General features: G+C 59.4%; 16 protein-coding genes. 3 read left to right on the top strand and 13 right to left on the bottom strand.

Annotation, left to right across the window (positions count from 1 at the left end; translation table 11 throughout):
* Positions 1–24 precede the first annotated feature (24 nt).
* The 3 genes from RGR602_RS08335 to RGR602_RS08325 form a co-directional block, all read right to left on the bottom strand.
* Positions 25–3027, bottom strand: coding sequence for an SPOR domain-containing protein (locus RGR602_RS08335; protein ID WP_039844709.1), 3003 nt, complete (start codon positions 3025–3027; stop codon positions 25–27).
* A 61-nt stretch (positions 3028–3088) separates the two neighbouring features.
* On the bottom strand, positions 3089–4846 hold the full coding sequence (gene argS, locus RGR602_RS08330) for an arginine--tRNA ligase (RefSeq protein WP_039844708.1): 1758 nt from the start codon (positions 4844–4846) through the stop codon (positions 3089–3091).
* A 53-nt stretch (positions 4847–4899) separates the two neighbouring features.
* Positions 4900–6117, bottom strand: a complete 1218-nt coding sequence (locus RGR602_RS08325; protein ID WP_039844707.1) for a deoxyguanosinetriphosphate triphosphohydrolase — start codon at positions 6115–6117, stop codon at positions 4900–4902.
* A gap of 222 nt (positions 6118–6339) precedes the next feature.
* On the opposite strand from RGR602_RS08325, the gene erpA reads away from it, so the two are divergent.
* Both erpA and xth read left to right on the top strand, forming a co-directional pair.
* Entirely contained in the window at positions 6340–6672 is a 333-nt protein-coding gene (erpA, locus tag RGR602_RS08320) for an iron-sulfur cluster insertion protein ErpA (RefSeq protein ID WP_022715352.1), read from the top strand.
* Between the two features lie 122 nt (positions 6673–6794).
* Complete coding sequence (gene xth / locus RGR602_RS08315; RefSeq protein WP_039844706.1) at positions 6795–7586, top strand: exodeoxyribonuclease III; 792 nt, start codon at positions 6795–6797, stop codon at positions 7584–7586.
* A gap of 9 nt (positions 7587–7595) precedes the next feature.
* On the opposite strand, the gene exoR is transcribed toward xth, so the two are convergent.
* From exoR to RGR602_RS08280, 7 genes are all read right to left on the bottom strand, one after another.
* Positions 7596–8396, bottom strand: a complete 801-nt coding sequence (gene exoR, locus RGR602_RS08310; protein ID WP_039844705.1) for an exopolysaccharide production regulator ExoR — start codon at positions 8394–8396, stop codon at positions 7596–7598.
* 1 nt (position 8397) lies between these two features.
* The gene (locus RGR602_RS37010) at positions 8398–8889 is read right to left on the bottom strand and encodes a hypothetical protein (protein ID WP_203226190.1); all 492 of its coding nucleotides are present in this window, start codon (positions 8887–8889) and stop codon (positions 8398–8400) included.
* A gap of 232 nt (positions 8890–9121) precedes the next feature.
* Positions 9122–10357, bottom strand: a complete 1236-nt coding sequence (locus RGR602_RS08300; RefSeq protein WP_039844704.1) for an OmpP1/FadL family transporter — start codon at positions 10355–10357, stop codon at positions 9122–9124.
* Between the two features lie 394 nt (positions 10358–10751).
* Positions 10752–13592 carry a valine--tRNA ligase gene (locus RGR602_RS08295; protein ID WP_039844703.1) on the bottom strand — a complete coding sequence of 947 codons (2841 nt, stop codon included), beginning with the start codon at positions 13590–13592 and terminating at the stop codon, positions 10752–10754.
* 117 nt (positions 13593–13709) lie between these two features.
* The gene (locus RGR602_RS08290; protein WP_039844702.1) at positions 13710–14534 is read right to left on the bottom strand and encodes a PopZ family protein; all 825 of its coding nucleotides are present in this window, start codon (positions 14532–14534) and stop codon (positions 13710–13712) included.
* Between the two features lie 230 nt (positions 14535–14764).
* Complete coding sequence (locus RGR602_RS08285; RefSeq protein WP_170251337.1) at positions 14765–15430, bottom strand: protein-L-isoaspartate O-methyltransferase family protein; 666 nt, start codon at positions 15428–15430, stop codon at positions 14765–14767.
* Positions 15431–15778: 348 nt separating this feature from the next.
* Positions 15779–16684: a hypothetical protein gene (locus RGR602_RS08280; protein WP_052451508.1), complete on the bottom strand. Its 906-nt coding sequence runs from the start codon at positions 16682–16684 to the stop codon at positions 15779–15781.
* 471 nt (positions 16685–17155) lie between these two features.
* Between RGR602_RS08280 and RGR602_RS08275 the strand changes: the two genes are divergently transcribed.
* Complete coding sequence (locus RGR602_RS08275; RefSeq protein WP_039844701.1) at positions 17156–17401, top strand: hypothetical protein; 246 nt, start codon at positions 17156–17158, stop codon at positions 17399–17401.
* An 18-nt stretch (positions 17402–17419) separates the two neighbouring features.
* On the opposite strand, the gene RGR602_RS08270 is transcribed toward RGR602_RS08275, so the two are convergent.
* From RGR602_RS08270 to RGR602_RS08245, 3 genes are all read right to left on the bottom strand, one after another.
* Entirely contained in the window at positions 17420–17605 is a 186-nt protein-coding gene (locus RGR602_RS08270; RefSeq protein ID WP_039844700.1) for a hypothetical protein, read from the bottom strand.
* 2383 nt (positions 17606–19988) lie between these two features.
* The gene (locus RGR602_RS08250) at positions 19989–20246 is read right to left on the bottom strand and encodes a hypothetical protein (protein ID WP_170250630.1); all 258 of its coding nucleotides are present in this window, start codon (positions 20244–20246) and stop codon (positions 19989–19991) included.
* A gap of 636 nt (positions 20247–20882) precedes the next feature.
* Positions 20883–21065, bottom strand: a complete 183-nt coding sequence (locus RGR602_RS08245; RefSeq protein WP_166677328.1) for a DUF3307 domain-containing protein — start codon at positions 21063–21065, stop codon at positions 20883–20885.
* Positions 21066–21121 lie beyond the last annotated feature (56 nt).

Below are 21121 nucleotides of genomic sequence, written 5' to 3'. Positions count from 1 at the left end.
GCTCCGGATCAAACGATCAACCGTTTACTTCGAAATCAGGCAGCTGCCTCCAGCTGAGCGATATTGCTGGCAAAGGGCTGCGGCCTCGTCCTTCGAGCCGGCCGGGATCCGGACGCGGTAGAACGTGCCTTTACCGGCGATTTCGGCCTTTCGGATTTCAAAGCTGCGGCCGCCGAGGACGCTTGCAAACTTCTTCGACAGGCTCGCATAGGATTTGTTCGCCTCTGCTTCGGACGGCAACGACGCGATCTGCATGCCGTACCCGCCAGCCGGTGCAGCCTGCTGCGGCTTGGCAGCGGCAGGCTCGACGGATGCCACTTCAGCCGGCTTCGGCTGCTGTTCGGCCGGGCGGACATTGCCTTTTTCGGTCACGGTGCCGACGACATTGACCGGCTGCTCGGCCGGACGGGCCGTCGGTACCGGCGCCGTATCGGCAGGCTTTTCAGCGGCGGGCGGTGTCTGAACCGGGGCGACAGGCTGATCGACCTTCGCATTTGCCGGATCTGCAGCGGCAACCTTTTCCAGGGTAGACGTGGATGGCTGCTGAGAGGCGGGCAGCGGCGCGACGGTGGTCGTTTCAACAGGCGTCGCGCGGATATCGGCAGAGGCGACCTCGTTGCTCGCCGGGAAGCTTGCCGCCGAACCTTTAGAGGCCGTCACGGCGGCAGGCGGCTGAACGGCGGGCTCTTCAACCGGTGCGGCAGGCTCTTCGCGGGCAACCAGCGTTCCGTCCGGCTTGACGATCATTGTCCGAACCTTGCGCGGTGCAACGGCGGGCGGACGATCGCTATCGGGGCCGTCTTCGGCCGCAGCACCGTTCTCAGCCGTGTCCTCGTTCGGAAGCAGACGCGGGTCCTGCGTATCGCCGACCGGCGTACTTGCCGGGTTGTCGGCGATGGGTCCATCGTTGTCTTCCGGCAGAACTTCGGGCGTCAGGGTGCGCTGAACGACATCGACGGGCTCTTCGTCGGATGAAACGAGCGCCTTCTGCTTCGGCGCTTCGGTGGCACCGGCAACGCGGTCATAAACCGCCTTGTCCTGGTTTGGCACAGTCTTGCCGCCCGGATTTTCCGGGACGATCTTGACCGGTTCCTTGTCGGCCACGATCACGCGCGGTTCGCCGCCAGCAATGCCGAGGCCGCCGTCGGTAACAACCGAAAAGACGCCGTAGGCACCGCCGGCGAAGACGATGATCAGAGCGGCAGCCGCAAGCAACCGCTTCATGGAACGGGCGCGACCCATGTCCTCGGCCTCGGCCGCGGATTGGATACGGACCTCGGCCGGCGCTTCGGCGCGGCGAACGGGTTCACGAACGCTGCGGCGGAAATCCTCCTCAAGCGCACGCTCGAATTCGTCAAGTCCGCCAGCCGACTGCGGCCGAGGCGCCACCGGCGCTGCTGCAACAACGGCAGCGGCTGCTGCAGGAGCCCAAGCGGGTGCCGCCGCAGCCGGTTCCTTTCGGACTGACGTTTCGAAGAGGCTTGCAATTTCCGCGTCGACGTCGAAATCGAAGTCGTTTACCGGCGCAGCCGGCGCCGGCTGCTCGACGGGCGGCAGCGACGGCACATGCATGTCCTCGACAGTCTCGGGATGATGGTCGGCCTCGGAAATCATCGAGGCATCGAAGGGAAGATCTTCATCGGCGTCGGCTGCAGCGGCCACGCTCTCCACGCTCTCCACGGCTGCGGGATGCGGCCTATCGTAAAGCGAAGCGGCAGCAACCTGCCCGACTGGCCGCGCGACAACCACGGCAGGCGGCGGTGCCGTAACGACAGGAGCAGGTTCCGGCGTCTTTGCAGGCTCGGCAAAATCTAGATCGGCGAGTTCGAGTTCGATGCCTTCGAGATCGAGTTCGAAATCGTGGCCGGCAAACGGATCTTCGCTGTCAGCGTCCTGCTTGGCAGGTGCGGCCCCAGCGGGAACTTCGGCGGCAGCAGGCGCAACAACCACTGGAGCGGCGTCAGGTGCAGCAGTAACGGGCGCAACGACCAGCGGCTCCCACTCCTCGAAAGGTGCCGCCTTCGGCTCCTCGGGCGCAGAGGCCGCGCGCTGAGGAACCGGATAACGGGAGACGTCCGCCAGCAGATCATCGAAATCGAAGGCGATCGGCTGATCTTCGGGAGGCGCTTCAGTCAGCGCGGCGTCAGCCTGTACGACGCCTTCCGTTGCGGCAGCAACCAGATCGAATGGTTCAGCTTCAACCCGGGGCTCCATCGCAACCGGCGCCTCCACCGGCGCAAGCATTGCCTGGGCTTGCGCTTCATCCATGACCACTTCGTCATGGCGATCGAGCTCGGCCGGAAAACCCTGCGGAGCAGCGGTTTCGAATTCCTCGGCCGGATCAAAGGCGACCGGCTCCATAACCGGTTCCGTTACCGGTTCGGGCTGGACAACGGGCTGAACATGCGCAACAGGCTCGGGCTGCTGTTCGGGAGCGGCGACCGCCTCGACAGGCGCAACGCCTTTTACGGGCGCTTCAACCGGCTCGTCGCGGCGAGCGGCATGGAAGTTTGCAAGCGGAAGCTTGATGCTGGCAGCCGACCACTGCGGCGCCTTGGCAGAGGCCGAAGCCTGAGGAATTTGAACCGTGGGACCGCCGATCGAGAGCTCGAGCTCCTCGATCAGATCGCGGGCACCACCGAAAACTGGTTCGGACGCCTGGGGCGCGGCCCAATCGGCGGCGGAAAGGACCTCGGCCTCCTCCCCGGCGGGCGATGTGGCACCCGGCGGATCGACAGGCTCCGGCTCGACGATGGCCTCGGCTGCGGGATAGTCATATTCTTCGGCGGCAGGCTCGGCCGGACGATCGAGGCCGGCGAGCGGACGCGGAGCGTCGAAACGCTCGAATTCGCGGAGAAGCTCGTCCTCGAGATTGAATGCCGGCTCCTGCCGGGGCGCTTCAGCAACCGTATTGGCGGCTATGCGCGGCTCGAAGCCTACGATACGCGCAAGCTCAGCCAGCGGATCGCCTTCATCGAAAAGCTCCGTCTTCTTTCGCGTATCATACGCCAGTTGTTTGTCAGCCATACTCATCCCACCCGTAAACCCACGCGGTCAAATGCCAGCGCAATGTGGGGAAATGGTGACGTTATCGCATTTCATCCGGTGCGGCAGTGCCTGTAATGGCGAGTCCCGACTTCAAAACCGAAGCGACAGCATACACCAGCCCAAGTCTGGCAATACTCGATTCTCGGTTCTTATCGTTAACAAATCGTAAGTCCGTTTGATCTTTACCTTTATTCCAGTGCGCATGGAAGAAACTTGCGAGATCATACAGGTAAAACGCGATGCGATGCGGCTCGTGCGACTGTGCCGCAGATTCGACGATGCGCGGGAATTCTGCCGCCTTCGCAACCAGCTGCAATTCCGTGGGATCGTAGATGCCGGAGACCGCATCCGCAAGGTCTTGGGGCGATAGGTCAAGATCCGGAAACGCCTCCTTCGCCTGGCGGAAAACCGACATGCAGCGGGCATGCGCATACTGCACGTAAAAGACCGGATTGTCTTTCGAATGCTCCGTTACCTTGGCGAAATCGAAGTCGAGCGGCTCGGAATTCTTGCGGTAGAGCATCATGAAACGAACCGAATCGCGGCCCACTTCCTCGACCACGTCGCGCAGCGTCACGAAATCGCCGGAGCGTTTCGACATCTTCACCGGCTCGCCGTTGCGGTAGAGCTTCACGAGCTGGCAAAGCAGAACGGTGAGCTTCGATTTTCCTTCGGAAACGGCGCGGGCAACGGCCTCCAGGCGCTTCACGTATCCGCCGTGGTCGGCGCCGAGCACATAGATCATTTCGTCGAAGCCGCGATCGAACTTGTTCTTGAAATAGGCGACATCCGCGGCGAAATAGGTGTAGGAGCCATCCGACTTGATAAGCGGGCGATCCATGTCGTCGCCGACTTCCGTCGAGCGGAAGAGCGTCTGCTCGCGGTCTTCCCAGTCTTCCGGCACCTGGCCCTTCGGCGGCGGCAGCGCGCCCTTGTAGACATAGCCCTTGAAGGTCAGATCATTGATCGCGGTGCGTATCGCGGCAGCGCCGGCGTTATGCAGCATCCGCTCGGAAAAGAAGATGTCGTGATGCACGTTGAGGGCTGCGAGGTCCTCGCGGATCATCGTCATCATCGCGTCGATCGCGCGATCCTTGACGATCGGCATCCACTGCTCTTCCGGCATGTTGTGCAGCCGCACGCCATAGTCGCCAGCAAGGGACTTTCCGACCGGGATCAGATAATCGCCCGGATAAAAGCCGGGCGGGATATCGCCGATGCTTTCGCCAAGCGCTTCGCGGTAGCGCAGGAAGACCGAGCGCGCCAGCACGTCGATCTGCGAGCCGGCATCGTTGATGTAGTATTCCTTCTCGACGGCATAGCCGGCGAAGGCAAGCAGGTTAGCCAGCGCGTCTCCGACGACGGCGCCGCGGCAATGGCCGACATGCATCGGGCCGGTCGGGTTTGCCGAGACATATTCGACATTGACCTTCTTGCCGGCGCCAAGCTTCGAGCGGCCGTAATCGGTTCCGGCCGCGATGAGCGAGGCAAGCAAGCGCTGCCAGTAGCCGATGGAAAGCCTGATGTTGATGAAGCCGGGACCGGCGACGGAGACGTCGGCTACGTCGGCATCTTCCTTCAACTTGGCGATGATGATTTCGGCGAGCGCGCGCGGATTGGTCCCCAGCGACTTTGCCAGCACCATGGCGGCATTGGTCGCGACATCGCCGTGGCTTGCATCACGCGGCGGCTCGACGGCGATGCGGCCGAAATCGAGCTCGGATCGCTTTTCCTTGACGATATCAATCTGTTCAAGGGCGTTCTTAATCCTGGCTTCGAAGTCGGTAAAAAGGTTCATCGCACTCTTCCATGCATAGGCTCTGACGCAGCTCCTGCCACGGCGCCCGCTGCCTATCGCAAATCCGGAGTGTGGTCAAACAATCGCCGGTGGGCGCTGATTGCATAGGTGTCGGTCATGCCCGCCAGATAATCGCCGACATGGCGGGCTTTCGGCGCATCGGCAAGGCCTGCAATATGATCGACCCAGTAATGGCTCTGCATCTCCTTCGGATTGGCCATGTAGGCGGCGAAAAGATCGGTGACGATCTTTGCGGCGCCTGCGCGGATGCGCATGATGTCGGGATGGCGGTAGATGCGTTTGAAGAGCATCTGCTTGATCTGCTTGTCGGTCTGCGACATCGCCTCCGAGAAGGTTGCGATCACCTTGCCGGCCTTGCGTACATCTTTGACGCTTTTCGGCTTCACCTCAGTCAGGCGCTCCTGGGCGACGGCAATGACATCTTCGACCATGCGCGTGATCTGCCGGCGCATGATCTCATGCGTGAACCGGCTCTTCTCAAGATGGGGGTAGCGCGCGCGGACCTCGGCCATCAGTCCGGCGAGGAACGGAATTTCCTCCAGCATCTCGAACGTCAGGTAGCCCGAACGCAGACCATCGTCGATGTCATGGGTGTTATAGGCGATGTCGTCGGCGATCGCTGCCACCTGCGCTTCGAGGCTGGCGAAGGTCGCAAGTTCGAGGTCGTGGATTTCGCAGTAATCGAGGATCGGCTGCGGCACCGGCCCGCGCGTGCCCTGCCCGTCCTTCGTCAGCAGCGGCCCATTGTGCTTCACGAGGCCTTCGAGGCTCTCCCAGGTCAGGTTGATGCCGTCGAATTCGGCATAGCGCCGCTCCAGCTTGGTGACGATGCGGAGCGACTGGGCGTTATGGTCGAAGCCGCCATAGGGCAGGAGCACCTCGTGCAGCGCGTCCTCGCCGGTGTGGCCGAAAGGCGTGTGGCCAAAGTCGTGGACAAGCGCCACGCCCTCCGCCAGGTCCTCGTCAAGCTTCAGGGCGCGCGCTAAGGCACGCGCGATCTGGGCGACCTCGATCGTGTGCGTCAGGCGTGTGCGATAATGATCGCCATCCTGCGCGATGAAGACCTGCGTCTTGTGCTTCAGACGGCGAAAAGCGGTCGTATGGACGATGCGGTCGCGATCGCGCTGGAATTCGGAACGCGTCGGGCTGCAGCTTTCGGCATAAAGCCTTCCGCGCGTCGTCCAGGGGTCTGCCGCATAGGTTGCCCGCTCGCCATTTCCAAAACCCAACGCCTGCCTGTCAATCTTCATTTTTCACCGTCATTCAACATCGCGCAGCACCTCGCCCATTGACGCCGCATCGCGCTCTTCATACCTATAGCCAACATAAACGGCAAAGAGGCGCTTTCTTAACTGCTTTGCCGATTAATGCGTTCTGGCAACGCATGTGGTAAATTCTTTTGATATCAGCCGTTTGACGTTTCATCGGCCAGTATCAATTCTCTCCGGATCTTGACCCCGGCAGGAGGAAACATGACGGATACAAGTGTAACCCTTTCCGACGCGGCGGCAAAACGAATCGCGGCGATCGTCGGTGCCGAAACCGGCAAGAACGCGCTGCGCGTTTCCGTCGAAGGCGGCGGCTGCTCGGGTTTTTCATACAAGTTCGATCTTACCGGCGATGCCCGCGACGATGACATCGTCATCGAGAAGAACAACGCCAAGGTCCTGATCGACAGCCTGTCGCTGGTCTACATGGCAGGCTCGGAAATCGACTTCGTCGACAACCTTCTCGGTCAATCCTTCCAGATCAAGAACCCGAACGCGGTTGCAAGCTGCGGCTGCGGCACCAGCTTCTCGATTTAAAGCTTTGCCTGTCTATCCACATCGAACCGGCCGAAGTATCCCTTCCGGCTGGTTTGTCGTCTTGTCCGCATGTGGGACGGCACGATAAAAGATCGGGTACGAAGCTGCAAAAGGAACAACCTATGAAGATCGCGACCTGGAACATCAACGGCGTCAAGGCGCGCATCGACAACCTCACGCAATGGCTCAAGGATTCCGATCCGGACATCGTCTGCCTGCAGGAGATCAAGACGATCGACGAGGCCTTCCCGCGGCTCGAGATCGAGGCGATGGGCTATCACGTCGAAACGCATGGCCAGAAGGGTTTCAATGGCGTTGCGATCCTTTCCAAGGCCACGCCGGACGAGGTGAGCCGCGGGCTGCCGGGCGATGCTCTCGACGAGCAGGCGCGTTTTATCGAAACCGTGTTCTCGATCCCCGGCAATCGCGCCCTTCGCGTCTGCTGCCTCTATCTGCCGAACGGCAATCCCGTCGACACCGAAAAATATCCCTACAAGCTCGCCTGGATGGAGCGGCTGCGCCAATTTGCGGTCTCGCGCCTCGCCTATGAGGACGTCTTCATCCTTGCCGGCGACTACAACGTGATCCCCGAACCGCACGACTGCTTCGATCCGAAGGTCTGGGAAAGCGATGCGCTCTTCCTGCCGCAAACGCGCGAGGCCTTCCGCAGGCTCGAAAATCTCGGGCTTACCGATGCCGTCCGCACCTCGAGCGACGCCGTTCAGCTCTATTCCTTCTGGGATTACCAGGCCGGCGCCTGGCAGAAGAACAACGGCATCCGGATCGATCACCTGATGCTTTCGCCGGAGGCCGCCGATCACATGACGTCGGTGGCGATCGAAAAGCATGTACGGGCCTGGGAAAAGCCGTCCGACCACGTTCCGGTCGTCGCCTATTTCGACTTCGCAGCTTAAGGTCGCAGATTAGTCGCGGCCGGTCGCGATCTTGTGGGAGAGCGAAACAGCCGTGCGGCGATCACCTTCGGTCGCGACCGAGAAGGCCTGCTCCTGCAGCGATTCCATCCAGCCGCAATCCTTCGGCTTGCAGCGGTCGAGCGCTGCCGTCATCAGCGCCAGGCCGCGTGCCGACTGGCCTTCCTGGAAGAGAATATTGCCGAAGACCGACATGGCGCCGGGGTGGCCGCTCTTGCGGGCCTGGTTCAGCCACTTCTTCGCCTGCTGCGGACTGCGCGTGCCGCCGTCGCCCGACAGCATCATCTGCGCGAGCTGGAACTGCGCTTCAGCGACGCCGAAGGTCGATGCCACCTGGAAATAGAGCTGGCGGGCCTGGCTGAGATCGGTCCGCACCGGGCTGCCGGGAATGCCGTGCTTGTAATAGTTGGCGAGCGACAAAAGCGCGTTGATGAAGAAGCCGGTATCTTCGGAGCCGGGCTCCACGCCCTGCTGGGCGATCTCACTGTATATCTTGAAGGCTTCGAAATCGTCCTGGGCGACGCCGTCGCCGTCGGCATACATATTGGCGAGCGCCCAGCGCGAACCCGTATGGCCCTTTTCGGCGGCGTATTTATAGGCTTCGATGGCCTCTTCCTTCTGGCCGCTCTTATAGGCCTTGAAGCCGAACTTGAAGAGATCGAACGGACCGGATTCCTTGGTGACGCCTGCATTGATATCGAATGCCTTGGCCGGGGAGGATATCGCCGCCGAAAGCGCGATAGACAGCCCCATAAGCGTAAATCTGAAAAGTCTGAACTCGGATGTCAGCATTTCACTCGGTTTCTTTCGCTTCCATCGCAGACCGCCATGGCAGCATATACTCCGCTGCCCGGCTTCCCGGCGTATTCCTCCAGGCGAGCGATCCCGCGGCGGGCTCAATGGCCCCTTTGCCCGCGTCGCATCCAGCCTTCGGCCCTTCTTCGAGAGCCTGAATTTTTTGCGCATCGCGATAGACCACCCGCGTTCCGGCCTGGTCCGCCTGCAATGCCTGCGGCGTCATTCCTGCGGAGCGAACAAGCGTCCTTCCGCCTTTCAAATATTCGTAAACACCAAATGTGACCAAACCGGTGCTGGCGTGATCGCGGTGCCTGCGTACGGCGACAATGGACGCCGTATCATCGAGGGAAAGACAGCTTGGGTGCGTGACTTCTGAGTGAATTTTTCGGGCGGAATCGCCTTGCGGGAAAAGCTGAATCGCACAAGAAGCGGCATCCAAGCCGGCGCTCATACGCTCTTTGCCCGTCGCGGAAAAAACTCGACCCATCTTGCTTCTTAAACGTACCCTACGCCTGCCATTCCCTCGCCCGCAAATATCGCTGCGCCCTGTTTGTGGCGGGAAATGGACAAATTCGCCCCGCCGGCATGATATGCGAACTGTCGTAAAAATGTGTTGCTGAATCGTCACAAAATGAGATGACTTGGAGCAAGGTTAATACGGCGGGCGCAAAGAAAAGCCCGGCGTATTTGCCGGGCTCTTCTACGTCATTGATGCAAGATCAGAATTTGACTTTGAGGGACGTCGAGAGCGCCGTCACCAGATCGTTGTCGAACTCGTATGTCGCCTCGTCGCCCACACCAACACCGTCAATCGTGGTCGGAGACGAATCCCCGCTCGTCAGGATGCCGAGCACGCCACCAAAGCGGAACTCGACGTTTTTGTTCGGCGAATAGGAAACACCGGCACCGAGCAGCCAACTGTCGGTCTGCGAACCGTATTCCTGAGATGTGCCGCGGTCCCAAGTAACACTGACGGCGCCGCTCCACTGATCATTGAACTTGTGACCGACACCGCCGGTAATTGTCCAGCCGTCTCGATAACCCAGATCGAGAGAGGTGATTTCGACACCGCTATTGTAGAACGGGATGCGTTGCAATTGGCTCCAGTCCGTCCATTTGACGGAGCCGAATGCAAGCCAATCTGGTGCAATCCCTGATTGGAGCTTCAGTTCGACAGCATCCGGCATCGCCGTCGATCCCTCTACCGGAATGATCAGTCCGCCGAGGGGATGAAGGGCGGCCGGCACCTGCGTCAAGTCCACCGTTCCCGTGACTTCGTTAAGCTTGACCTCACTGTAGTACATCAAGCTCGCACGAAGCGCATATTCCGGAATTTCGTAAGCCACGCCGGCTCGCCATCCCCAGCCGTCCCCCTCAAGATCAAGACGACCCACGCCGCTTCCAGGAAGCCCCAGAAGGCCAAGGAGCTCCGGTGGAACGAGGAGGCGTTCCTTGAAACCATCCATTTCGAGGTAATTGGCGCCACCAATGACGCGAAACTGACCTGGCCCCATGTCGAATCTGTAAGAGCAGGTCAGAGCATAGTTGTCGCTGTTGACCTTTGTCTCGATGTTATCGCTTGCGCCCGCCCAGCGAGCACCTGGATTGGTGTGAGCACCATAGGGCTGCGAATAATCGAACATGCAGTCCGCATCGCCGATTGCAGCCTTGGCGCCGATACGGGGAGACCAGTAGTCCTCGCTGTCATCCGCCGAGGTGGAGTATCCCGGGATCGTGTTGAGATCGCCGTTCGCAGGGTTGATATCATCCACATTCTTCAGCTTGCGCTGCGGCATCACGAAAGTGGCCGTGGATTCGACCGCAAAGCGCGAAGGATCAAACAGAAGGTCGATATTATACCCGCCGCGCTCCAGCCCGCCTGCAAACGATGACGAAGCGAAGGACGAAAGGACGGCGAGCGATGCTACGCCTTTGAAAAACATACCAGATGCCAACTGTGTCTCCCCCACTTAAGCACTCCAATGGCGGCAGAGTGCAGGCGATCGCGATAAATGGCAACTTGCGCCTTCTTGCAGCCATAATGCGGGAGAGGTGTTAAATTGACGTAAGGAATTGACGGGCACGTCAATATTTTTTGTTCATAAAATTTTATCCTAATACCCTAATCATTTATGGGTATTTTTGGATTGCCATTCCACATATCGGGTGATCTGTATCAATCAGACAACAGTCGTGATTTTCGCCCCGAGAGGGCATTTCATTTCATAAATTCGCAAAACGGTATGTTTGCAGCCGGAAATATTCAGCCAGGACGATCGAATCATTTCAACGGCCAAAAAAAGCGTCCGACCAATCGGACGCCTTGAGGTATTATACGCCTAGGGAAGCCTAGGCCTCAATGACGCGCAACAGCGCTACCTTGAGGCTTGCGATCTGGCTCTGGAATTCGGCCAGCCTCTCGCGCTCCGCTTCCACCACTTCCGGATTGGCGTTGGCGACGAACTTCTCGTTGGACAGCTTGCCGTTGATGCGCGCGATCTCTCCTTCGGTCTTGGTTATTGCCTTTTCCAGGCGAGTTTTTTCAACCGAAAGATCGATCAGGCTGCCGAGCGGCAGGCAGGCGGTCGCTTCGGCGACGACGATCTGCGCTGCCCCCTTCGGGGCGCTATCGGCAAGCGTAATCGCTTCGACACGGGCAAGGCGCTTGATCGCCGCCTCGTGCCGGGCAAGCCGTTCGCGCGTCAGATTGTTGGCCTTGACGACGACCAGCGGCGCAGTCGCCGACGGCGGAACGTTCATTTCGGCGCGAACCGAGCGGATACCGGAGACGAGGTCGATCAGCCAGTTGATCTCGTCGGCTGCAGCATTGTCGGCATAGGACGGCGCCGGCCATTCGGCATGGCAGATCAGCGTTTCGCGCTCGACGCCTTCGCCTGCCGTATGCGCCCAAAGCTCCTCGGTCATGAACGGCATGAACGGATGCAGCAACTTGTAGATCTCTTCAAGAACATAGGCGCTGCAGGCCTGAGCCTCCTTTTTCGCGCCCTCGTCTTCACCGCTGAAGACCGGCTTCAGCAGTTCCAGGTACCAGTCGCAGACCTGATTCCAGACGAACCGGTAAAGCGCACCGGCCGCATCGTTGAAGCGGTAGGATTCGATTGCTTCCGTTACGTCACGTTCCGTACGGGCAAGCTCCGTCAGGATCCAGCGGTTGATCGTCAGCCCCGTGGCCTCCGGTACGAAGTTCGGATCGCTTTTGACACCGTTCATTTCGGCAAAGCGCGTGGCGTTCCAAAGCTTGGTGCCGAAGTTCCGGTAGCCGGCGATGCGAGCCGGATCGAGCTTAACATCGCGGCCCTGTGCAGCCATGATCGCCAGAGTGAAGCGCAATGCGTCGGCGCCGTATTCGTCCATCAGTTCGAGCGGATCGATGACGTTGCCCTTCGACTTCGACATCTTCTGGCCGTTCTTGTCGCGGACGAGCGCGTGGATATAGACGGTATGGAAGGGCTCGACCGGATTGCCGTCCTCGTCCTTCATGAAGTGCAGGCCCATCTGCATCATACGAACCACCCAAAACGGTATGATGTCGAAGCCTGTGACGAGAACGTTCGTCGGGTAGTACCGCGCCAGTTCCGGGGTCTGCTCCGGCCAGCCGAGCGTGGAGAAAGGCCAGAGCGCCGAGGAGAACCAGGTGTCGAGAACGTCCTCGTCGCGCGTCAGGATTTCGCCCGGCTTGAAGTTTTCCAAGAGGTCCTCGACGAAGGCCTTCATCGGGCCTTCGTGCGACAGGTAATGCTGGATCGCAGCCTGCAGCGCCTCCTCCTCGGTTTTCTCGACGAAGACCTGGCCGTCCGGACCGTACCAGGCCGGGATCTGATGGCCCCACCAGAGTTGGCGGGAAATGCACCAGGGCTGAATGTTCTCCATCCACTGGAAGTAGGTGTTCTCCCAGTTCTTCGGAACAAACTGAGTGCGACCTTCACGGACCGATGCGATGGCAGGCTTCGCAAGCGTCTTGTTGTCCACCCACCATTGTTCGGTCAAACGCGGCTCGATCGGCACCCCGCCACGGTCGCCGTGCGGGATCGTATGTATGTGCGGCTCGATCTTGTCGAGCAGCCCCGCTTCCTCGAAAATCTCGACGATGATCTTCCGGGCCGTGAAGCGATCCTGGCCTTCCAGCCGGTCCCAGGCGCCATGCAAGGCGGCCGGATGGCCGAGACCTTCCAGGAAGTCCTCGTTGTCCTTGATGGTAACCGAAGCATCGGTATTGAGAACATTGATCGCCCGCAGGCCCGTGCGCTTGGCAACGTCGAAGTCGTTGAAGTCGTGTGCAGGGGTGACCTTGACGGCGCCGGTGCCGGCCGTCGGATCGGCGTAGTTGTCGGCAACGATCGGAATCTTGCGGCCGACGATCGGCAAGATGACGTGTTTGCCGATGATCGCTTTGTAGCGCTCGTCTTCGGGATTCACCGCCACGCCAGTATCGCCGAGCATGGTCTCGGGCCGGGTCGTCGCAACAACCAGGTAGTCGCGCGTTTCGAAGTCGGTGGGCTTACCCTCCTCGTCAAAGGCTACGGGATGCTGATAGGTGACGCCCTCCTCAAGCGGATAGCGCAAATGCCAGAGATTGCCTTTGACCTCAACCTGCTCGACTTCCATGTCGGAGATCGCCGTCAAAAGCTTCGGGTCCCAGTTGACGAGGCGTTTGTCCTTGTAGATCAGACCCTCTTTGTAGAGGGTGACGAATACCTCGAGAACAGCCTCCGAGAGTCCGTCGTCCATCGTGAACCGTTCGCGCGACCAGTCGCAGGAAGCACCTAGGCGCTTCAGCTGGTTGAAGATCAAGCCGCCCGATTCCGCCTTCCACTCCCAGACCTTCTCGATGAAGGCGTCGCGGCCCATCTCGCGCCGGCCCGGCAGCTGCTGCTCCATCAGCTTGCGCTCGACGACCATTTGTGTGGCGATGCCCGCATGATCCATGCCCGGTTGCCAGAGCACGTCCTTGCCGCGCATGCGCTCAAATCGGATCATGATGTCCTGCAGCGTGTTATTCAGCGCATGTCCCATGTGCAGCGAACCGGTCACGTTCGGCGGCGGGATGACGATCGTGAAGGTCTCGGCGCCGGGCTTCTTGTTGGCGCCCGCGCGGAACGCATCGGCCTCATCCCATTTCGCGGCGATTTTCGGTTCGACTGCGGTGGAATCATAGGTCTTGTCGAGCATTTTATGACCAAACTTCGGGGTTTTAGGATGGGGGTTGTAAATAGGATGGCTGACGGCAAGTCAATAAAAAAGCCGCCCCGGGGACCGGAGCGGCTTGTTCGATAAAAGCGGTCCCGGTCAGCGGCGCGGGCCGCGCGCCACGCGTTCGATTTCCTCGCGCACCAGCCGTTCGACAAGCGTCGGCAGGTTGTCGTCCAGCCACTCGCGCAGCATCGGGCGCAGCATGTCCTCGGCAATCTCGTCCAGCGAGCGGCGCTCGGCGCCATCAATCGCAAGCGCAAGCTCCTCGAACGAGCGTGCAACCTGCAGGCCGGCGCTCTGCGAAATCAGGCTCTGGGTTTCTTCGGCAAGATTCGGCAAAAGCTTTTCTTCAGCGTCGGCGGCCGGCGGGACGGCAGCCCGCTGCGCCGGTTCTGCGGCAGCTGGCTGCGGCATGTCAACGCGTTCTGCCTGCGCAACGGCAGGTGCCGGCATTGCGGCCGGCGGCGGAGCACCAAAAGGTGCCGAAACGGCTTCCGCCGGATGGCGGGCTTCTTGGTCGGGGGATCCGGCCGGTTCCGGTTGACGAAAGACCGGCGGCGCTTCGTGCTGTGGTTGCGGTGCGGTACGCTCCGAGGCGGCACGAACGCGGGCAGCAACATCGGCAAGCGACATCGCCCGCGCCGGTGCCGGCGCTTCCGCTTCGCGGCTGCCTGCCGAATTCGCCGCAACGAAACGCGGATCGGACATCATCATAGGCTCGGGGAACTCGACGTCAGCATAAGTCTCGTCGACCGTCAGATGGATGTTGGAGTCACTCTCCTCGTCATCGGCACCGTAGACAGGCGGCAGGGACGGCGAAATCGCCCTGCCCGCGCCCGGCTCATTGCTCTCGATGATCTGGCGGATCGACGCCAGAATCTCTTCCATGGACGGTTCACGCACTACGCCTGGCTGAGCCATATCTATCCCCGTTATCCCTGCAAAAAGATCGGATTGCGTGGAGTGGGCATCCGAATCACCCAGACCTTAGAATACCCCAGACATGAAAAAAATCAGCGCGAATCAAATGAATGCGCCCGTGCACAGTTTTGTTGCGGCAGTCTAGGCCAGCGCCGCTGACGCTTTTGCGACAGGCCGAAAACAAAACGGGCGCCCCGAGGCGCCCGCTTCATAAATCCTGAAAAATACGCTCAGAAGACGAACTCTCGAACCTTGGCAAAGCCCGGCAACGGCTTGACCGAAGCATTGAAGAACACGTTTTCCGATACAGCGCCGTTTTCGCTGAAGAATACCTTGGCGCGCGCGGCGTTGCCGTAGCCCTGAACGGTGACAAGACGGCCGCCCTCGGCGAGCTGGCCAAGAAGGGCAGCGGGGACCTCCTCGACGGAGCCATTGACGAAGATCAGATCGTAGGGCGCGCCGGCACCGTTGCCCTGCTCCAGCGCGCCGGTGACGACGGAAACGTTGGCATAGCCGGAGAGGTTTTTCTTTGCTTCGGCTGCAAGCGCTTCGTCGCATTCAAGCGCAACCACCGAACCGGCAAGCATGGCCAGCAGAGCCGAGGTGTAGCCCGTGCCGCAGCCGACTTCGAGAACTGCATCGTCCGTGCTGATGGCAGCAAGTTGCAGCAGCTTTGCCAGCGGCGAAGCTTCCATCAGGAAGCGCGCCGACACGCCGCCCGCTGCCGGCGAGATTTCGACATCGTTGTCGATATAGGCAAGAGCCTTGGATTTCTCCGGCACGAAGGCCTCGCGCGGCACCGTCAGGAAGGCCGTCAGCACGGAATGCGACGTGACGTCCGTCGTACGGATCTGGTTGTCGACCATCTTTGCGCGTGCTGCTTCGAAATCCATCATATCCTCTCGCCCGTTGAACGCGGCATTGTCACCCGTCCTCTTAATCTCCGCGGCGTGCGCTTTCAAGGCACAGTAAGCAACTGCGGCAAGAATCCTCCCGCTTGAACCGGGCTGCTGTCCGGCGCGGCCGGGACTGCAACTCTTGTTTGGAACTAAGAGGTGGTTTGGGGTATTCTTACAACCGGAGGAAATGGAGGAGAGGTGCAGGCCATGTCTGCCTTTTTCGAGTATCTCACGCTGTTCGACTTCTTCATCATCGCAGCGCTGATTGCCATATTCTGCTGCGGGCTGCTGGACAGCGAGACGACACGATAGCGTCAGCGAAGTGCAGCGCGCCTGAACGCGGCATTATATGTATATCTGCGCGCAAGCGTCGCTCATCGACCTCGACAGCGCTTCGAATTTGACGGCCTGCCATCCCCGATAATCTTCGATCAGGCGGGCGGAAATCCAGAACTTCTCGCCATATTGCGAGCCGTCCCAGCCGATGTCGCCGAGGGCTCTCGCACGGTTCAGGACGCGCACGATCTGCGTGCGCGAGACATGGTAGCGGCTTGCAAGATCTCCCGGCCTCAGTTCGCCAACGTAGCAGCGCTCGGAAAGCGTATTGCCCGAGGGAAAACGGGCCACCAGGTCATGGATCACGTTGCTGCCGAGATTGGTGAACGTGAAGGTCCTCACGCTTTCCGGCGGATCGTTCCAGCGCGGATCGGCGATGAGTGCCCGGGCAGCGGGCGGATGGGAATAGTAAAGCAGCCGTGGGTCGGCCTGGGAAAGAGCAAGCCGCTCTCCTCCGTCTAATCTATCCAGCGATGCCATATGGCTGTCGAACCAGTTGCGGATAAGATGCTCCGCCGCTTCGGAAAGCGCCAACGGCCGCAGTCTCTTGTCCGGGCTCTCCCGTTCGGTGAAGAGCTTGTACTGGCGCATCTGCGCAATATAGGAAGCGATCGTATTCCTGCTGGCGAATTGGTGCAGCGGCGCAAACTCGGTAAGACGCGTAACCGTCAGATCCTCGCAGCTCGCATCCGTCCGACGCTCGAAATAGAAGGCGAGCGCGGCCTGGGCGACGAGCCAACGGCGCAGATCAGAGGTATAGCGCACCGCGCGCGGCGCCTCATGATAGATGGCTATGAGGCGGCTCGCCGCCTCCGTCAGCGACATTGCAAACAGCGGCGATGCCAGAAGCTGCCGAACGCTATAGCCGGGCGGAATGCGTGCGTCCTGTCGAATTTCCTGTTCAATGGCCGGCATATCGGATCACAGCGGACTGATTTCGGCAATTCAGCCAGACCGCAGCGCCCGGCTTTTGCCTTGGAGGTTACTCCCGGAGAGGCGCTCATTTTCCAAAATATGATTGTTTGTCAAATAATTGCCTGGCAGACGCGAAAAACCTCCGACCTGTTACGGTTTCGAGCTAATCGATTGCGAAGTTTCTTTCGAATGCAATCCGCCATATTTATTAGCATCACGAATTGTACGGAGGGGCGATGAAACGCACGCCGAAATGTCAAAACATTGAGAAGTTTGGTGGTCTCGCCCCGAATAACCAAGCCTGGCGCTTTCAAACGTTTGCCAGGGATGCCGCCACACTTGGCCTGAAATAAAATCTTTGGAAAAATCAACGTGGCTGCCACAGCCTGCCATACTCTTTTCGCCTATTCTATCTCGTAAAATCCCGGCATTCTCCTCCGGCTTCATCATTGGACATGGCATTGACTGTGCATGGAATGGCGAAGTGAAAATCCGGCGGGGTGGCCCGCCGCTGATGGAGCGGTTCGGAGAGCTGTTCGCGTCGAAGATGAGCTGGGATTACGCCGAGAACAGCTGCATATCACCATCGCTTACGACGATGATGCTCCGGAACGCGCGACCGTCGAACCCTATCAGGGCGAGATCCTGCTCGGACCGGAGGCGTTTAAAGAAGTGATCGACGACTGGCTTGCGAGCGTCAGGGAAGTGGAAGTCTGATGCTCGGTGTCATCGGTGTCACGCAGCCAGAAGAAATACTTGATCTAACTCGCGGTTCAATGCTCCGACCAACTCCTTGGCCTCTTCGGCTGTGAGCATGTCCATGACAAATCCGTTGATCACTGCTTTTTGCCCGGTGACTTCATCGAACACCGACCAATAGATGTTCAGATTCTTATGAACGTTATACCTGTGGGCTTCCATGGGGAAATTCCTCCTTCTTGAAGCATCGATAGAAAAGCACTTCGCCACCAAAAGATGAATCGTGCGTGTGTATATCGAGCCTATCCATTGGGATAGTGCCCGGCTACGCCCCTAACCTTGGGTCCACAATGAATTTAACCGACGCTGTAACCGTTGCGGGAAGGCGCCGGCGCGATGACGGCTACCTTGTTGCCCGAACGCTCGTATCGCCCATACAGGCATCCAGATCTATCTGGGATTCGACGTGGGAAAACCGGGCATGAGTCCGGCGCGCTTCCATCGCGGAGGGCGCCGAGGTCTTTGCTGAGCACAGGCTCAAGAGGGCTCGCGCCGGACGGTGACGAATGACCACCCTCCGGAAATGGTCACGTCGGACGACCGAATCTCCGATGCCATCGTGAACGCGAGTTACGAGGCCGTTTCCTCGAGATTTCCAATCCTGGCAGCCATTCACCGATCATAACCGGCTCTGCACGGTCAAGCGTGAGAAGGTCGAGTATTCAACCTCTCCTTTAATCGACGTGGCCGAGATCGTTGCGCTCGCCACCCCGCTGGCAACCACGATCGAGGGACTGCTCTGGCCGTTACTGTGCCGATCCTGGCGCGCGCTGGTAGCCTAGGCCCTGTGAGCCGCCTCACTCGCTAGCCTGATGACGTAGTCTTCGGATGCGTCGGCGAGGGCGAGGGCCACCTCAGCTCGTCCAAGACCTTGTGAGTGCAGGCTTTCGACCAATTCAAGCATGGCAGCATCGACGATCTGCCGGCAGTTCATGCGTGTTGGTTGTGGTCTACCTATAAAGTATAGCTTGGCGGTCATAGCACCCCCTGTTGATCGCTCGCAGGATGCCACAATTTCGCAGGTGCACAAGCAACTGCTAATTTTAATATGCGGTGCAATATGGAACAATTTAACGACAGACGCTTGCAGGGCTCCGGTGATCGCCTCATCGCGAAGTCGGCCAGAGGGATACCGTAACACGCGTAACGCCTCGAGATCCTGTCTTGGGCGGCGATCCGGTCGAAAGATCGTACACGGCCAAGCTCGTGCCGGTGGGATACACGGCGCGCGAGATCGAGGGCTGTCATTCAGGCCGGAGACGTGCAGGTTTCCATCTGGTCCGTGGGATCACGATCTCTCGCCCTCACGGCCAATGGCAAGTCGTATCGCGTCGTCAACGGCGATCCCAGCAATTGCGATGGCGTGACCAACGTCGTCCTTGTCGTGACTCAGTCGTCGTGGGGCGCCGCCCATTCACGCTCGAATTGGATGCTGTCATCGAGTGATGGGAACCAGCAGTGAGCGTCGACCGCGGGTGTTCCTGGTCCGCCGCTTGGTGCCGTGAGTATGTAAACGCCGGCGCACTTCTTCACGGAATTTGAGAGCTTTTCCAAATCCGAATAGGGAATGTTTGCGATAATCACGGGCCCGAAGTTTCCCATCCGTCACTCCGTGTCTCTGCTTGGCGGAGTATCATCGAAAGCCGAAACGATGGAAAGGAACACCTATGACTAAATTGCTACTGCATTAGACCTATAGGGCCTGCACGCACCGAAAGATCGTCGACATTCCGCGCATGAGGCGGGTTCACTTCAAGCCATCGGCTTCGGGCAGATCATCAAGGATGAGGCTCCCGCTCCGAAGAAGGTAGGCCCAAGGGCGCCGATGCTGAATAACGGCCACCCTTCGCCAGCAAATCTGCCCTCATCGACGCGAATTCTCCGACAATAGAGAAGTCCTTCCGCGAGGCGATCGACAATATCAAGTCCGAGATCGCGCTGAGAGAGGTGGTCGAGCGTCTGGAGCGCCGCGATCACCCACCGAGCTTCTTTGAAAGCCATCTATCGACAGCGCTACGAAACACTAGGGGTTGCCATACGATTTATGGCGCACTCCAGGTAGGCGCACTCCTTTTTTCATCCCTGTCGTCTCCGGGGCACAGCCCTTCGCTTTCCAGTCGACAGGCGTTCGGCTCCTCGGATCATCTCCGCTGCCGGTGGCAAGCGGGCCAAGATGGCATCGTGTGCATTGAGCATTCTTTTCATACGTTCGTTAGATCCTATTAGGAGTACCCGCTCCAAAGCACCTACCTCGCGTTTCGGCGGCGCTTTTTTATGTGCTAGCGGAACAATCTTGGCGGCTAAGTCGTTGAATTGATCGGATTGCGCGGCACTACTACGCACGCGCATCTAGCCGGCGATCTGGCCCTGCTCAAACCCCGGACGCAGGGCCGCATTTTTGTGCGAAATCGCACTAATACCTTTGGGCTAGTTTAACGGGCAGATCACCTAGCCCATCTTATGGGAGCCGCGCACCCCCAATGAGCGGTATTCGTCATTACCTCTGCCCCGACGATCGGGGCTCTTTTTTTATTAGATACGCGGTCTAAGGCCGGACGATCGGCGTTCTAAAAAGCGTCTTGTTCGCCCGCCCATTGGCGTCATCGAACTTGCTGCTGAGAACTTTGATCTGCGTCAAAGCCTCATTTACATTTTCGCCAACCAGCTTGCCGCCGAAGGATTCCACGACGCGATCGGTTCGCTTGTTCGTCTCTATGATGGCCGCCTTGTTTTCGGTGATCTGTTCGAGCATGCGCGACTGCTGGAATTGCAACGGCGTGATCTGGCCTATCTGGTTATTCATGCCTCCAAGCGTGACCTGCAAATTCTTCTGCTGGTCCTTGCGGTCTTCCGCCTCCTAGTCGAAGCGCTTGCCAAGCTGTGTCTGCGAGTTCTTCAGATCTACTTCCATGCCGACGGCGGCCATCACATCCACTGCTATGGCGGTGTCCAATTTGACGATGAGGTCGCTCATTGGCGCACCGTGGCCCATCGGCATCATCGACTTCGAGAGACTATCCTCAGAGATTTCGCGATGTTATTACACTGAGTTGCGCAATGCCCGCCGCCGAGCGAGGCGGGCAGAGAACCGTTCGAATTAGGCTTCCACAACATCAAGCTACTCTGCACTTCGCGATACGAATTTCTACAATATCCAGCATAGCAGCGTGACCGCCACCACGATACACATCACCAGCAGTGCACCGCGTTCAACCATCCCGCTCATCTCGGCCACCATGCCGAGATAGATGACAGTGCAAAAATCATCGCCACCAGAGCAATATAGACGACCCATCCAGCAGCGTTGCGGACAGAACGAGGGAAGCGAGCCAGACGATCTTGCAGGCGATATGCAACGCCTGGTCTTGGGCCAACGTCGTCTTGCCCCTCACCTTCGCCTCGTCGATCGCCGTGTGTGCCAGCCATGCCACCAGCCGAGCTAGATTTTCCCTGTGACCACCGCCACGCCGGCGCCTTGGATGCCGGAATGTGCGATCAGGTGGTAAACGCGCAGCGGGCCTGATTGTTTGGCGTCGGAAAGGAACTGCCCCTGCAGCGGGTAATCGCAGAGCCAATGGGCCGCCAGCAGCATAAGGGCCAGCATCACGATATTTTCGATCATCTTGGCTGGCATCCTGTGGAGAAGTCGAATAACCGTAAAACCACTGCGCAAAGCGG

This window comes from Rhizobium gallicum bv. gallicum R602sp, from assembly GCF_000816845.1.
Lineage (GTDB): Bacteria > Pseudomonadota > Alphaproteobacteria > Rhizobiales > Rhizobiaceae > Rhizobium > Rhizobium gallicum.
Note: the sequence above shows the minus strand (reverse complement) of the source record. Positions and strands in the feature narration are given on the sequence as shown.

Excerpts from the sequence above, each read along its gene's own strand:
- RGR602_RS08335 (WP_039844709.1), bottom strand. The coding sequence starts at position 3,027 with ATGGCTGACAAACAACTGGCGTATGATACGCGAAAGAAGACGGAGCTT.
- argS (WP_039844708.1), bottom strand. The coding sequence starts at position 4,846 with ATGAACCTTTTTACCGACTTCGAAGCCAGGATTAAGAACGCCCTTGAA.
- RGR602_RS08325 (WP_039844707.1), bottom strand. The coding sequence starts at position 6,117 with ATGAAGATTGACAGGCAGGCGTTGGGTTTTGGAAATGGCGAGCGGGCA.
- erpA (WP_022715352.1), top strand. The coding sequence starts at position 6,340 with ATGACGGATACAAGTGTAACCCTTTCCGACGCGGCGGCAAAACGAATC.
- xth (WP_039844706.1), top strand. The coding sequence starts at position 6,795 with ATGAAGATCGCGACCTGGAACATCAACGGCGTCAAGGCGCGCATCGAC.
- exoR (WP_039844705.1), bottom strand. The coding sequence starts at position 8,396 with ATGCTGACATCCGAGTTCAGACTTTTCAGATTTACGCTTATGGGGCTG.
- RGR602_RS37010 (WP_203226190.1), bottom strand. The coding sequence starts at position 8,889 with ATGGGTCGAGTTTTTTCCGCGACGGGCAAAGAGCGTATGAGCGCCGGC.
- RGR602_RS08295 (WP_039844703.1), bottom strand. The coding sequence starts at position 13,592 with ATGCTCGACAAGACCTATGATTCCACCGCAGTCGAACCGAAAATCGCC.
- RGR602_RS08290 (WP_039844702.1), bottom strand. The coding sequence starts at position 14,534 with ATGGCTCAGCCAGGCGTAGTGCGTGAACCGTCCATGGAAGAGATTCTG.
- RGR602_RS08285 (WP_170251337.1), bottom strand. The coding sequence starts at position 15,430 with ATGATGGATTTCGAAGCAGCACGCGCAAAGATGGTCGACAACCAGATC.
- RGR602_RS08280 (WP_052451508.1), bottom strand. The coding sequence starts at position 16,684 with ATGCCGGCCATTGAACAGGAAATTCGACAGGACGCACGCATTCCGCCC.
- RGR602_RS08275 (WP_039844701.1), top strand. The coding sequence starts at position 17,156 with ATGGAATGGCGAAGTGAAAATCCGGCGGGGTGGCCCGCCGCTGATGGA.
- RGR602_RS08270 (WP_039844700.1), bottom strand. The coding sequence starts at position 17,605 with ATGGAAGCCCACAGGTATAACGTTCATAAGAATCTGAACATCTATTGG.
- RGR602_RS08250 (WP_170250630.1), bottom strand. The coding sequence starts at position 20,246 with ATGAATAACCAGATAGGCCAGATCACGCCGTTGCAATTCCAGCAGTCG.
- RGR602_RS08245 (WP_166677328.1), bottom strand. The coding sequence starts at position 21,065 with ATGATCGAAAATATCGTGATGCTGGCCCTTATGCTGCTGGCGGCCCAT.